Source organism: Hyphomicrobium sp. (assembly GCF_036262015.1).
Classification (GTDB): domain Bacteria; phylum Pseudomonadota; class Alphaproteobacteria; order Rhizobiales; family Hyphomicrobiaceae; genus Hyphomicrobium_C.
Genome location: NZ_DATAJR010000009.1, coordinates 211085 through 224647, shown reverse-complemented (window position 1 = coordinate 224647; position 13563 = coordinate 211085). Strand labels below are relative to the sequence as shown.

Annotated in this window: 12 protein-coding genes; 1 reads left to right on the top strand and 11 read right to left on the bottom strand. The window is 60.0% G+C overall.

The window, feature by feature from the left end:
• Nucleotides 1–60: 60 nt before the first annotated feature.
• A complete protein-coding gene (locus VHO05_RS16575; protein ID WP_329647722.1) occupies nucleotides 61–759 on the bottom strand; it encodes an SDR family NAD(P)-dependent oxidoreductase in 699 nt (232 codons plus the stop codon).
• Between the two features lie 175 nt (nucleotides 760–934).
• Here VHO05_RS16575 and VHO05_RS16570 point away from each other — a divergent pair, with 175 nt between their 5' ends.
• Nucleotides 935–1369, top strand: a complete 435-nt coding sequence (locus tag VHO05_RS16570) for a CBS domain-containing protein (protein ID WP_329647721.1) — start codon at nucleotides 935–937, stop codon at nucleotides 1367–1369.
• Nucleotides 1370–1391: 22 nt separating this feature from the next.
• On the opposite strand, the gene VHO05_RS16565 is transcribed toward VHO05_RS16570, so the two are convergent.
• From VHO05_RS16565 to VHO05_RS16520, 10 genes are all read right to left on the bottom strand, one after another.
• Nucleotides 1392–2531 (bottom strand): CaiB/BaiF CoA-transferase family protein, encoded by a 1140-nt coding sequence (locus tag VHO05_RS16565; RefSeq protein WP_329647720.1) that lies wholly within the window; start codon nucleotides 2529–2531, stop codon nucleotides 1392–1394.
• A complete protein-coding gene (locus VHO05_RS16560; protein ID WP_329647719.1) occupies nucleotides 2531–3754 on the bottom strand; it encodes an acyl-CoA dehydrogenase in 1224 nt (407 codons plus the stop codon). Before VHO05_RS16560 ends, VHO05_RS16565 begins: the two co-directional genes overlap by 1 nt.
• Nucleotides 3755–3990: 236 nt before the next feature.
• Complete coding sequence (locus VHO05_RS16555; protein WP_329647718.1) at nucleotides 3991–4926, bottom strand: DUF2950 domain-containing protein; 936 nt, start codon at nucleotides 4924–4926, stop codon at nucleotides 3991–3993.
• 39 nt (nucleotides 4927–4965) lie between these two features.
• Entirely contained in the window at nucleotides 4966–6255 is a 1290-nt protein-coding gene (locus VHO05_RS16550; protein ID WP_329647717.1) for a DUF3300 domain-containing protein, read from the bottom strand.
• A gap of 53 nt (nucleotides 6256–6308) precedes the next feature.
• Nucleotides 6309–7253, bottom strand: a complete 945-nt coding sequence (locus VHO05_RS16545) for an HlyD family secretion protein (protein WP_329647716.1) — start codon at nucleotides 7251–7253, stop codon at nucleotides 6309–6311.
• The gene (locus VHO05_RS16540; protein ID WP_329647715.1) at nucleotides 7250–7486 is read right to left on the bottom strand and encodes a DUF3302 domain-containing protein; all 237 of its coding nucleotides are present in this window, start codon (nucleotides 7484–7486) and stop codon (nucleotides 7250–7252) included. The genes VHO05_RS16545 and VHO05_RS16540 overlap by 4 nt, the downstream gene beginning before the upstream one ends.
• Nucleotides 7487–7489: 3 nt before the next feature.
• Complete coding sequence (locus tag VHO05_RS16535) at nucleotides 7490–8554, bottom strand: DUF1254 domain-containing protein (RefSeq protein ID WP_329647714.1); 1065 nt, start codon at nucleotides 8552–8554, stop codon at nucleotides 7490–7492.
• 63 nt (nucleotides 8555–8617) lie between these two features.
• The gene (locus tag VHO05_RS16530) at nucleotides 8618–10972 is read right to left on the bottom strand and encodes an arylsulfatase (protein ID WP_329647713.1); all 2355 of its coding nucleotides are present in this window, start codon (nucleotides 10970–10972) and stop codon (nucleotides 8618–8620) included.
• A 34-nt stretch (nucleotides 10973–11006) separates the two neighbouring features.
• A complete protein-coding gene (locus VHO05_RS16525; RefSeq protein WP_329647712.1) occupies nucleotides 11007–12482 on the bottom strand; it encodes a DUF1254 domain-containing protein in 1476 nt (491 codons plus the stop codon).
• Nucleotides 12483–12516: 34 nt separating this feature from the next.
• On the bottom strand, nucleotides 12517–13545 hold the full coding sequence (locus VHO05_RS16520) for an HAD family hydrolase (protein WP_329647711.1): 1029 nt from the start codon (nucleotides 13543–13545) through the stop codon (nucleotides 12517–12519).
• Nucleotides 13546–13563: the final 18 nt, after the last annotated feature.

Genomic DNA, 13563 nt, shown 5'->3' with positions numbered 1-13563 from the left:
GCCAGAAGGCGGCTCTATTAAATTGTTGCGATGATTAAGGTTGCACGCGCTGCACTGCGTCTACAGCCCCCACCCCGTGACTGCGATGGTCTGGCCTGTGACGCCGGCGCTCTCCGCGGACGCGAGAAACACGACGGTCTCCGCGATGTCTTCGCGCTTGGTCCAGTGCTTCAGATCTGTTGGTTTCATGACAGCAACGTTTGACGCCGTGTCTACAAGACCCGGCGCGACGGCGTTGACCCGAATGCCTGCATCGCGCCCTTCCAAAGCCAATGTCCTGGTGAGCGCTTCGACACCAGCCTTGGCACAGTTGTAGGCAACCATATTCGCTTGCGCCAAACCAGAACGTGCGAAGTTCACGATAGCGCCACCGCCCGCCTTGCTCATGTGCGGGAAGACCGCGCGCGACGTCAGGAATGCAGTAAGGAGATTGTTGTTCATCTCGCTCGTCCAGTCCTCGAGCGTCGTATCGACCGCTGGCTTATAGCGTGTGAGACCGCCCGCGAGATTGATCAGAACGTCGATCCTCCCGTACTCCTTCAAGACACGCTCAACGAGTTGCTGCACCGCACTCTCATCGGTCAACGAACCGGCGATCCCGAGCACACGCGCTCCGCCTTGGCGCAGCTCAGCCGCACGCGCATCCACGTTGGCTTGGGTCCGCGCACATATCGCAAGGGCGGCACCGCTATCGGCGAGTGCCTTGGCGACGACCTGCCCAACCTGCCCCTCATGACTTACACCTGTCACGACTGCCACTTTGCCCTGCAAACTTGCCATCTGAGTCGACCTTTTCGAACGAACTGAACCGGGCGGCGACCATAGTCCTTTGCCGGCGGTCGATCTATCCCTCAAGACATCGACCTTGCTCCTCGCTCCCTGGCGGAACGGCTCCGCATCCACTAAACTAGGAAGCAGCCAACGGACGCGCTCGATGACCACACTGCGCCATCTCTTGCTCCAAAAGGGCAACAGCATCTGGTCCATCCATCCCGACGCCAGCGTCTTCGATGCTGTCAAAGAGATGGCCGAAAAGAATATTGGCGCGCTTGTCGTCATAGAAGACGATCAGCTCATCGGCCTCATCACCGAACGCCACTATGCCCGCAATATCGTCCTGAAGGGCAGGACCTCTCCGAAGACACGCGTCCGCGACATTATGCAGACGAACGTCATCTGCGCGCGCCCGGACTATACCGTCGAACAGTGCATGGCACTGATGACGTCAAAACTCGTTCGACACCTGCCGATTGTCGATGACGGCGTCCTTCTAGGTCTCGTATCGATCGGCGATCTCGTGAAGAGTACGATCAGCGACCAGAAGTTCGTGATCGAGCAGCTCGAGCAATACATCAGCGGGACACGGTAGCGCGCACTTCCGACGCTCAGCGTTACAAGTTCGCGATCTCAGCCAGTATCTCCGACGTATGCTCGCCGAGTTTCGGCGCCGCACGATCCAGAACGAGCGTCGCATCCGAAAAGCTAAGCGGCGTGCGAACGCCTGCAACGCCACCCGGAGCGATTTCAAGTTGTCGATGCTCAATCTGAGGATCGGCAAATATATCGGCAACACTATTGATCGGGCCTGCTGGAACCCCGGCCCGCTCGAAGGCCGCCAAAAGATCCGCGCGCGTGCGCTTGCGTGTCTTCGCTTCAATGAGCGGGATCAGGTCATCGCGATGGGCCACGCGGTCGGCATTCGTAACGAAACGCGTGTCGTCCTTGAGTGCGAGATCGAGGGTGGCGCAGAGGTTCGCAAACTGGCCATCGTTGCCACACGCAATGATGATCCGGCCATCTGATGCGGAGAACACCTGATACGGCACAATGTTGGGATGCGCATTGCCAAGACGTCTCGGAGCAACGCCACTTGCCAAGTAATTCATGGCCTGATTGGCGAGCACACCCGTCATGCAGTCCAAGAGCGACAGATCGATGTGCTGACCCATGCCGGTCCGCTCACGCTGCGCAACGGCCGCCTCGATAGCGATCACGCCATAGAGCCCCGTAATGATGTCCGCCAATGCTACGCCAATCTTTTGCGGCTCACGGTCCGGCTCGCCGGTGAGGTCCATGAAGCCGCTCATCCCTTGGATAATGAAGTCGTAGCCCGCGCGAGGTGCGTACGGGCCGTCCTGACCGAACCCGGTCACCGAGCAGTAGATGAGACGCGGATTGATAGCCCGCAAGCTTTCGTAGTCGAGACCGAACTTTTTGAGTCCGCCGACTTTGAAATTCTCGATCAGAATGTCCGACCGGGCCGCAAGCTTGCGAGCGGCGTCCTGCCCCTCCGCCGTTCGAAAATCGAGCACCACCGAGCGCTTGCCGCGATTGCAGGCATAAAAATAGGCCGCCGAACGGTCGTCGTCGCGCGCGATAAACGGCGGCCCCCAACCGCGGGTATCGTCGCCGCCAGGCGCTTCCACCTTGATCACGTCGGCGCCGAGATCAGCGAGCGTCTGCCCGATCCACGGCCCGGCAAGGATACGGGCAAGTTCCAGGACGCGCAGTCCCTCGAGCGGTCCCGCCATCAGGAAAAGGCCTGCAAGCCGGTTTGTGCGCGCCCCAGGATGAGCGCGTGCACATCATGCGTGCCCTCATACGTGTTCACAGTCTCCAGATTGAGCATGTGCCGCATCACGTGAAAGTCCTCGGAAATTCCATTGCCCCCGTGCATGTCGCGAGCCTGCCGCGCGATGTCCAGCGCCTTTCCGCAATTGTTGCGCTTGATGAGCGAGATCATTTCGGGCGCGGCTTTGCCCTCGTCCATGAGGCGTCCGACGCGCAAACTCGCCTGAAGTCCCAGGGCGATTTCGGTCTGCATATCCGCAAGCTTCTTCTGAAAGAGTTGGGTTTGCGCAAGCGGTCGCCCGAACTGCACGCGATCGAGGCCGTACTGGCGCGCCGCATGCCAGCAAAGCTCCGCCGCCCCCAACACGCCCCACGAAATGCCATAGCGGGCCCGATTGAGGCATCCGAACGGCCCTTTCAGTCCCTCGATGTTGGGCAGTAGCGCGTCTTCGCCAACCTCCACGCCCTCCATCACGATCTCGCCGGTCACCGACGTCCGCAGCGAGAGCTTGCCGGCGATCTTTGGCGCGCTGAGGCCCGGCATGCCTTTCTCGAGCACGAAACCGCGCACTCGTCCCCCATGCGCCTCCGACTTCGCCCAAACGATGAACACATCGGCAATCGGCGCATTGGAAATCCAGGTCTTGGTGCCGGTCAGACGGTAACCACCATCCACCTTCTCGGCACGCGCCGTCATGCCCCCGGGATCCGAACCCGCATTGGGCTCGGTCAAGCCAAAGCAGCCAATCCATTCCCCGGAGGCCAGCTTCGGGAGATACTTGCGGCGCTGGCTGTCCGAGCCGTACGCAAAGATCGGATAGATGACGAGCGAGCATTGCACGGACAGCATCGACCGATAGCCGCTATCGACACGCTCGACCTCGCGCGCAATCAACCCGTACGCCACATTGCTCGCACCCGAGCCACCATATTCGACCGGCGTCGTCGATGCGAGAAGTCCGAGTTCGCCCATGTCCCGAAAGATCGAGCGATCGGCGGCTTCCTTCGCAAAGTCTTCGATCACGCGCGGCTGAAGCTTGTCCTGAGCATAGGCACGCGCCGTGTCGCGAATGAGCCGCTCGTCATCGGAGAGTTGATCGTCGAGCAGGAGAGGATCGTCCCATGCGAAAGCGGAAAACGCCGCCGCGCTCATCGACCCGGACTCGAGTGTTGCCGTATCCATTTCAAATCACCTGCCCTTCCATCCACGTCGACCGACCCAGGCCATTGCAGAAAGAGAAGCGCATAATGTGATCACAATTTGCCGTTTGCCAAGACACCAATTGCAAGACACTAGAAAGACGAAACAATTCAGCGAGATCGAGTCCTCAGCCCCCCGCACGACCTCGACCATCTTCGGAGATAGCGCGACTCCATCGGAGACCTATCGCAACTGGCTTCTGAACGAGAGCTAACCTTCTAGTCCAGCACTTGGGACCATGAGGTATCGGGATCAAATGCTGTGATGCCAGAAGCGATCGCACCCGTGCGAGGCCCGAGATCCTTCTGGTACACGACGCCATCCTGATTGACTATGAAGGTCATCACGCCAGAATTGGCATACTCCGCCGGGACGGCAATCAAACCGAACCCGCCGATCATGCGCCCGTGCACGATGTAGTCTCGTGCACCACCGGCCGCATCCTTACCTTGCCCGGAAAGGACGCGGAAGAAATAGCCGTGGTAGGGCGTCGGGCCACCTTGCCGGGCCTTGTACCCCTCGGAGCGCGCCTCAGCGACGAGCGGACCGAGCGGACTTTCCGGCTCCCCTTCAGCCGTCGGCCAGTAGAGTCCGTCCATCTTGCCCTCACTGCTGAGAAGGCGCCGCGCGTACTGGACACCCTTCCCGTCATGATCGGTTTCTGCGTACTCACGCTGCGCATCAACCGAGGAGCGCAACACCTGTATCGCAGCAAGCTCATTCTCACCAATGCGCCGGTCTAAAATCTCCTCCGCTCCCGCCGCGGTATCGAAGTGCCATTTTCCAGCTTCCTCGACGAGCGGGATCGGAAACGGAAAGTCCTCGTGGCCGATGTAGAGTGTTAGCGGCTCATCACCAAACTTATGCAACTGATGCGCCTCATCGTAGGCAGAAACGAAGCGCTCGCGCACCGACGCATCCGCCACCGGGTCGCCGGAGCTCGCAAGCCCTTGCCCTTCCGGACCTAGCACCGCAACAATATCCGCTACGCTCCCCGATTTCACCGAGGCCACCAGTGCATCGACCGCCTCCTGCGGCGAAGAATAGGTGCCCTGAGCCGACGCGGCCCCGGACAACGAAAGCGCAAGCGCCAGAGCCGCTGTCGTGACCAGAACCGGATGACGTTGATTTGAATTTTTCATCTTGAGGAGCATGGAGACCTCCAACAGACCTTGATTGCGCACCACACGAACTTAGCGGCGGCGGCCGCCACCTCCGCGTCCGCCTCCCCCGCGAGGCCCGCCGCCACCGCGGCTGACATTTGGCCGGCTTGCCATCGAAACCCGGCTCGCGTGCCCACGCGCAGCGTCGCGCCGCACATCCGTTCCGCGTTTCACATTCAGCGCGCCCGGCGATGGCTTTTTTGCCTGAGGACGGTCGGCTTTGCGATTGACGTTCTTGGCGCCGCCCTTCTGCTGCGGACGATTGTCCGCACGATCCTTGGCGTTGCCACCGGGCGAACGGTCCTTGACCTTGTCTCCCGGCCCACCGCCACTCCCGCGATCACCGACCTTGTCTCGCGCACCCTGTCCCGCTCGGTTGTCGATGCGCGAATGATCGGTGTCCTTTAGCCGATCTTGAACCTCCTGCCGGTCACGCCCGCGAAAGTCGTCCTTGCCGATCTTGCCACGATCCGCCTGCTGGAACTTGTCGCGCACGTCCTTGTTTTTGTACGGCGCCGGCCCGCGGTGCCCAGGATCGTGTTGCCACTTGTTGGAAATGACCCTGTTCTTGTTGACGTTGATGTTGTTCCACTTGTTCACATCGATATCGATGTCGCGATGGTGCCAGTCGCAGTGGTTCCAACCCCATATGCCGCCTGCGATTGCGACGCCCGCTCCCCAGAACCAGCCATCGACGTAACGGGCCCCCGGATAACCCCAGTAATAGGGTGGATAGTCGGGATACCACCACGACCCGTAGACGCTCGGCTCATACGCCGGCACATAAACTGTCTCGGGATTGGCTGGTTCAATGATGTAGATCGGCTGCGCGTTGGAGCCACTCTCCTTCACAACCTTCTGCTGCTTCGTGCTCTTGAGGTTTCCGGCTTCGTCGGCTTTTCCACGCAGAAGTTGGATCTCATCCATGACATCGCTCTGCTGCGCCAGAAACGCTTCACCAAGCGTCTGCGTCCAGTCGAGCTTGTCGCTCATCATTTTAAGAACGTCGGGGAACTGCACGAGCGCCTTGATGCTCGGATCCCAATCCTTGCTCTCGAGCGCCTTTGTCAGAGCCTCGCCCTTGAGCTTGGCATTCTGGGGATCGCGCCGCCAGCGATCTGCCGCGACGATATCCAGGGGATAGGTCGAAGCCATCAGCACATTCGTCAGAAGGTCGTCGGGATAGAGCGCGATCGGCGCCAGCATCTGATCCAGCTGCTGCTTGGAGTACTTGTCATCGTCGGCAAAGCCCGGCGTGAGCGCTGCCTGCGTCAAAACCAGGAGCGCTGCCAGGAAACCAATCGCAAATCTCTTAGCCATCACTTGGCTCCTTCTCGTTCTCCCCCTTCCCTACGTTGGCTCGCCCCCGAGCATCAAAACGGATTGATGTAGTTGAAGATCGCCTGCATGCGCAGCATGACTTTTCGAATTACGTGTGTGACCTTCACATGCTCGGTAAAGATCGCAGCGGCTCCGGTGCTGCCAGCGGGGAGACGCTTTGCAACATCTGCGTCATCCAGCGCGATGCGAACGATGAACGGCGCCGACACAACTTCACTCGGCGGCGTTACCGCAAAACCGGAGGGCTTTACCTGGCCGGTAGAAATCGCTTGCAGCACGCTCTCGACGCGGCCTTTGTAGATGTGACCTGGGAACATCTTGAACGTCACCTCGACGGACTGCCCCGGCTCGATGTAGCGCGCGTGATTTTGCGCGATCTCAGCGGAGACAATTGACTCCGACGTATCGATAAATGCCATCACAGGCGACAGCGGAAAATTCGCGACACGCGCGCCTTTGCGCAGTGCCAGGTTTGTCACGTAGCCGTCGGTCGGAGCGCGAACCGTCGTCTTGTCGAGGTTCCAGCGCGCGCCGTCGAGTTGCGCTTTCAGCTGCTGCACTTCGGACTCACGCTGTTGCACGTCGAAAGCGCGCCCGGCGTCGCCACGCTGAAGCGTTGTGAACTGCTCGCGCCGCAGCTCGGCAAATTTGAGCTGGGCATCGAGCGCATCGACCTGGGCCTTGAACGGAGCGGGGTCGATGCGGAACAGCACATCGTTTGCTTTGATGGCGACATTGGGCTGGATGGGAACGTCGATCACCTCTCCAGCCACGTCAGGCACGATCTGCACGGAGTGTCGCGTCAACAGCAACGGCCCGGACGGAGCGCCCCACCCCATCGGAATGAAGAGCCCGATGTTGAGCAGTACGAACACCAGGACCGGCGACAGCTTCCAGAAAAGATTGAAAGAGATGACCTTGAAGTGCACCAGCAGAAAGAGGATCAGCAGATAGATGTTGAACAGGAAGACGATCATTTCTGGGCCTCCCGCCGCGGCACGTCGACGAAGGCCCAGATGAGCGACAGTGGCCAAAGAACGAATCCACAGATCAGCGTAACCCAGCCTGCCACCTCAACTCCGGTGGCCCAAGGATGATTGCGTTGTCTGGCGATGTAGCCGGGTGCCATGCCCATCGCGACGAAGATCGCAACACCCGTCGCCAGGAGGAAGATCAGAACGAAGCACGCAAAGTAGTCGATGAAGGACATGGCTCACTTCCCTTCGCCGCCCCCGGTTCCCTCCGCCGCGGTGCCGAGCATCGGCTTCGGCTCGGGGAATTTCCAAGAGCCGTCCAGAATTTCAGCACGCGGGCGATAGAGGCGCACCGTGTAGTTCCAGCCCGGCATGGTCGGCAGGCAATTCGGGATCTTCCCGTCGCAGCCGCCAAACTGAATCTTGATCGAACCGTCTTCGCTCTTCTTCGCGGTGATGTTGTTCAGGGTGTAGGCGTTGTACGCATTCTTCTCATAGTAGCCCTTGGCGTCGTAGAGGCTGACAGACCAGAAGCCGTCGACCGGCACGTCCTTCACATCGAGCGCGTAGATGGTGCTGCCGTCGTTCTGCTTCGGCGTGATGTTGAGGTAGGTCGCGTCCTTGTCTGGATTCCCACCCCAAGCGGCGGCACTGCCGATCAGATGACGAACCGGATCGACCTGCCCCTTTGCACCGAACGCGCCCTTGAAATCGGGCATCGTCGTTGCAAGAACGAGAAGCGCGTCACGTACTTTTTTCTGGCTGACTGGGTCCCAGTTCGGCATCTCGACCTTGCCAGGGCCGCCGGTCTGCTCAACCTTGATGGCGTCCTGAAGGGTGTGCACCTTCTCCAGATCTTCGGGATTGTTCGGGTCGACCAGCGTGCGGAATGCCGTCGCGATGTAACGTGTGCCCGCGTTTTCCTTATCGAACGTGTGGGAGCCGGCACCGTAGTACACGCCAACCACGTAGTGATCCTGATTGATAACCTGCAGGGACATGAAGCGATCGCCGGCATCAGGTAGCGTAATCGTCACCGGGCCGGCGTCGAGGTCGAACACTCCGGCGGAATAGAGCGTGTCGCGGTTCAGCCGGATGACGGTCTGATTGTCGATCGGCGCAGGCTCGCGCGTGTGCGCAATCTTGCCGAAGCCGTATTCTTTGCTGATGTTTTGGAGATAGACGTCCGACTCCGCCCGAACGAAATTGTCGACGGTGACTGGCACGGCAGGCGCTTCGGCGCGAGCGGCCACGGCGGACGCGAGTAGAACAGTCACCGCAACTGCGACAGAACCCAGCTTCATATCAATGCCTCCCGTTGAGTGCCTTGAGGCGCGATCGAAATCGCGCCTCGGATGCGCGATGCTTCAAGCAGCTTTCTTCGGCTTCGTCGCAGCCTCCTTCTCCGGCCGAAGCTCGATCGTCACCTTCTCGATCTTTCCGGTGAACGCGAACGGCAGCGTGTAGGTGAAATCGATCGGCGAGCCGATATCCATCCCGACATCGAGCCCTTCACCCAGCGAGAACTGGATTGGGATGGTGCGCGCAAGCCGACCTTGCGCGATGCTCTTGCCATTGGCGGTCATCGTGATGGTGCCGCCCTTGCCCATGCCGCCGCCGTCGTAGTCGAAGTTGACGGCGAGCGCCGTCTTGCCTTTGGGCAGTGGCTTCTCCGCAGCGAACGTCGTTCGCTCGACGCTGAGGAAGTTGTAGACAAACACAGGCTTTCCGTCGCGCAGGTAGAGCCCGTAGCCACCTTCCAGCCCCCCATGCGTCACGATCATGCCCTCGGCCTTGCCGTCCGGCACCTCGATGTCGGCGGTGATCGTCCAGGACTTGTTGCACATCGACGGCGATGCAGCGTCGGGTAGCCCGATAGTGCCAGGGTAGTACGTCATCGTCGTACGACCGCGAATAAGGCTCGGGCGGCCCATCGCTTCGGCATTCATGCGGATGGTGCCGCGCCAATCAAGAGGCAGCACCTGGTACTTCGCTGCCTGCACCCACCACATGTCCTGGAGCTGCCGCAGCTTCTCGGGAAACTTCTTGGCAAGATCGTTCGCCTGCGAGAAGTCCTCGTCGACATTATAAAGCTCCCACGGCGCCTTGTCGGGATCCCAATCCTGACGGTTCGGATCCCACGGGACAAAGGATGGCGACGAAGCCATCCATCCATCGTGATAGAGCCCACGGTTGCAGGCCAGCTCGAAATACTGAGTCTTCCGTTTGCTCTCAGCCTTCGCATCCTCGAATGTGAACGCGAAACTGATGCCTTCGATTGGTTTCTGCTGCACGCCGTTGAGCTCAGTGGGAGCGGTGATGCCGCACACCTCATAGATCGTGGGCACGATGTCGATCGTATGCAGGAACTGCTCGCGCAGACCGCCCTTTTCCTTGATGCGTGCGGGCCACGAGATGATCAGCGGATTGCGCGTGCCGCCGAAGTGACTGGCCACCTGTTTCGTCCACTGGAACGGCGTGTTCATGGCGTGCGCCCAAGCGGACGGGAAGTGATTGAAATGCTTCGGCCCGCCTAGCTCGTCGATGACCTTGATGTTGTCTTGCCACTTTTCCGCAAATCCATTGAAGAACATGTTTTCGCAGAGCGAGCCTTCGAGACCGCCCTCCGCGCTCGCACCATTGTCTCCGGCAATGTAGATGATAAGCGTGTTGTCGGCGTCGGGCAGCGCCTTGCAGGCCTCCACGACGCGGCCCAACTCATAGTCGCAGTGGGCGGCATAGCCCGCGAACACTTCCATCATGCGCGCGTACAGGCGCTTTTGGTCCGCATTCAAGCTATCCCAAGCCGGCAGGCCCTTGGAGCGCTCCGTCAGCTTCGCGTCCTTCGGCACCACGCCAAGCTTCTTCTGCCGTGCCAGGGTCGCCTCACGATACGCGTCCCAGCCGCCGTCGAACTTGCCCTTGAACTTCGCGATCCAATCGTCAGGGGTGTGATGAGGCGCATGCGTCGCGCCCGTCGCCACGTAGAGGAAATAGGGCCGATCCGGCGCTATGCTCTTGGCCTGGCGCACCCATGCGATCGACTTGTCGGCAAGATCGGTGGTCAGGTGATAGTTGGGATCGCTGGAAGCCGGAACGAGATTGCGGTTCTCGAACAGAACCGGATTCCAGTGGTTCATGTCGCCGGCGTTGAACCCGTAGAAGTAGTCGAAGCCGAGACCATTGGCCCAGCGATCGAACGGTCCGGCCACGCTCGTCTCCCACGGCGGCGTGTTGTGGTTCTTGCCGATCCACGCCGTCATGTATCCGTTCTGGCGTAAGACCTCGCCCACCGTGCCGCAGCTTCGCGGCAGGATGCACGTATAGCCGTCATATCCGGTTGCGAGCTCCGTGATACCGGCGAAGGACGCCGAGTGATGATTGCGGCCCGTGATCAGTGCCGCACGCGTGGGACTGCAGAGCGCCGTGGTGTGGAAGTGGTTGTAGCGCAACCCTTCCGCCGCCAGCTTGTCCATCGTCGGCGACGGAATCCCGCCCCCGAACGTGCCGAATTGCCCGAACCCGCAATCATCAATGAGGATCAACAGAATGTTGGGCGCGCCCTTTGGTGCGGACACAGGCTGCGGAAACTGCGCGGGATCGGACTCCAAGTAGGTGCGCCCGATCTCGCCCGGAAAGTGGAAATCCGCCCGAGGAAGAACCTCGGGCGTTCCGGTTTGCACTTTTGCGGCAGCAGGAGAAGCATTGGCCTTCGTTTTCATGACAGCACCTCTCAGGCTCACATCTCTTCGGATATTATTGACGCCCTTCCGTCCCGGTGCCCGCGCCAACCGCGGCCGTCTCTCCACGGACTACCGGCGGAGGATTCCATCTACCGGTGAGGGCATCGGACTCCGGCGCATAAAGGCGCATGGTGAGATTGAATGGCCCCTTCGGTGAAGGCAGCCAGTTCGCTTCCTTGCCTGCGCCGGGGTTCTCGTTTTGAATGTAGAGATCGAGTGAACCGTCCGCGTTCTTTTGGAATGGCATCCAGCTCGACACGGCAAAGCGATTCAGAGAATTCGCGACTTGGAAGCCCTCAGGGTCGTAAAGTGTAACGGACCAGAAGGCCTTCACTGGTGGGATAGTCTCCTTGTCGAAGTGGATCGTATAGGCGTTCGCTCCATCGAGCGGCTTGCCCGCTTTATCGGCGAGGTTGAGCGGATAGATTGCATCCTCAGGAAGGTTGGCGCCCAGCCCCTCCTGGGCGACGATAGCGCGCTTCAGATAGTAGTTCCCATAAACGCCCATCGTATCCGTGTTCATGGACCAGCCGTTCTCGACGCGGGCAAGCGTCGGAACCTTCCACGCCATCAGTTTTTGGCCGTCTTGGGGTGCGCTCTCGAGCGCCTTCTGAACGTCTGGATCGAGCTTAGCAAAGTCGAATGCCTTCCCGGGCTCGATACCGATGTGGCGCATCTGGGCGACGATCGGCTGATCGGTGATGTGCGGAGGATGAAGCTTCAGGAGTTCGGCGGCGTAGGCGAAAAATTGCGACCCGGACATGGTATCGACCTGCTTTTTGGGAGGCGTCTTCATGTCGACTGACGGATCGATCTTCACAACAGCCGGCTTGGGCGTCTTGCCCCACTCGGAGAGCGGCGTGATTTTGTAGCCGGCCTGGATCTTGTGCACGGCGTCGTAGTCAGCGGGTCCGTCCGTCTTGGTGCGGCCGATGATCCATACGTAGGGCGTCGGCGCGTCAATGTATTGGATATCCGCGGGAAGGCGGAACTTCTCGATCATTTTCTGTCTAAGGCTCGGGTCCCAGCCCGGCGGCGTAACCAGGAAGTTGGCCGCTTGAGTACCGGTGGTCCGCCAACCGGGTGATGCAAACACGTTGGTCCACATGTCGAGCATCGGAAGTAGGTAGTACCGGCCACCCGTATCGGGAGCTGATACGACGACCGGCTCTTTCGTGAGATCGACCCATCCGCTTGAATAAAGCGTATCGAAGTTGGGCCGTACAACGGCCTTCATATCCGCGGTCGGAAACGTCTTTACGTTTGCGAACTCGTTCATCGGACCACCGATTTCCGATTGTCCGGCCTCGACGTTGGTAAGCTGCTTGCGCGTCACGTCCATCGTGACGATCGGGTAGAAGTAAACGTACGCATCTGCTGCAATGGCACGCGCTTCCTCAGCCGTCACGGATTGCGCACGCAGTGCGCCAGGGAACGCGAAAGAGGCAATACAAGCTGTTGCAATCAACGAAGTGCTACTCAATCTCATTGTGGGGAAAAAGGCCATTACACGTCCTCACTCATTAACGTTCGGGCGGAAACACTACGTTCCAGTCCGTCTTCATATCGACGACCGTCCAGCCCTTGGCTGTCGCCTCGTCGAGTGCCTTGTCGAGCTTGCCGACGGCCGAATGCCGGTCGTAGGCCCACTCGCGTTCTGCATCGGTGTGGTGAACGAGCCCCATGAAGCGCAATCCACCACCCGCAGCCGTCCATTGAAGCATCTGAAGGTCGCCGTCTGAGTTGCCGAAGGCGAAGATCGGCCGCCGCCCGATAAACCTGTTGATGCCAACCGGCTTCCCAGGCCCGTCATCGACGAACTCAACCTTGGGCTCTTTCATGAGGACGGGCTTGCCGTCGGCAGGCATCTCGAACTTCACGACGCCAGACGAGCCGACGACCTGCTCGGGAGGAATACCGTAGACGCGATCGGCGAAGGAGCGCATGAACTCGACGCCGCCGCCAGAAACGATGAAGGTCTTGAAGCCATTCGCCCGCAAATACACGAGCAGCTCCAGCATCGGTTGATAAACGAGGTCCGTGTAGAGCCGATGAAAGCGTGGATGCTGCGCGCGAGCGAGCCACCCGTCGACGATCGCCGCGAACTTTTCCGTCGTCATTCCTGAGTGCGTCGCCGCAATAATCTCAAGCAACCCATGCTCGCCCGAGGCCGCAACAGCTTTGAGATCACCTTTCAGGATATCTTCGAACGGCGGCGTTTTTTCCCAATCCGGATGCTCCGGTGCCAGGGCCGCAATGCGGTCTATGGCAAACGCGAGTTGAAAGTAGACCGGCTGTTCCGCCCAAAGTGTCCCGTCGTTGTCGAAAACCGCGATACGTTCCGGGGGAGGCACATAGTCCGCGCCTCCCTCCTTTGTGACTCGTGACACGAAGTCGACGATGGCCTGTTTCGGTGCCGTATCGTTCCAGGACGGCAGCGTGTCGCGCTTCGCATCTTCCGCCGAGACGACACCGGACCCAAACGCCGTGACAACGGCGAAAAATGCAGCGAAGAGTGTCCGTCGAGCCAGGGACCAGTTGAGAACGTCCATTCAGGTCTCCGAATTATA

Coding starts and splice junctions, on each gene's coding strand:
- VHO05_RS16555 (WP_329647718.1), bottom strand. CDS start 4,926: ATGCTCCTCAAGATGAAAAATTCAAATCAACGTCATCCGGTTCTGGTC.
- VHO05_RS16525 (WP_329647712.1), bottom strand. CDS start 12,482: ATGAGATTGAGTAGCACTTCGTTGATTGCAACAGCTTGTATTGCCTCT.
- VHO05_RS16545 (WP_329647716.1), bottom strand. CDS start 7,253: ATGATCGTCTTCCTGTTCAACATCTATCTGCTGATCCTCTTTCTGCTG.
- VHO05_RS16535 (WP_329647714.1), bottom strand. CDS start 8,554: ATGAAGCTGGGTTCTGTCGCAGTTGCGGTGACTGTTCTACTCGCGTCC.
- VHO05_RS16560 (WP_329647719.1), bottom strand. CDS start 3,754: ATGGATACGGCAACACTCGAGTCCGGGTCGATGAGCGCGGCGGCGTTT.
- VHO05_RS16565 (WP_329647720.1), bottom strand. CDS start 2,531: ATGGCGGGACCGCTCGAGGGACTGCGCGTCCTGGAACTTGCCCGTATC.
- VHO05_RS16540 (WP_329647715.1), bottom strand. CDS start 7,486: ATGTCCTTCATCGACTACTTTGCGTGCTTCGTTCTGATCTTCCTCCTG.
- VHO05_RS16570 (WP_329647721.1), top strand. CDS start 935: ATGACCACACTGCGCCATCTCTTGCTCCAAAAGGGCAACAGCATCTGG.
- VHO05_RS16550 (WP_329647717.1), bottom strand. CDS start 6,255: ATGGCTAAGAGATTTGCGATTGGTTTCCTGGCAGCGCTCCTGGTTTTG.
- VHO05_RS16520 (WP_329647711.1), bottom strand. CDS start 13,545: ATGGACGTTCTCAACTGGTCCCTGGCTCGACGGACACTCTTCGCTGCA.
- VHO05_RS16530 (WP_329647713.1), bottom strand. CDS start 10,972: ATGAAAACGAAGGCCAATGCTTCTCCTGCTGCCGCAAAAGTGCAAACC.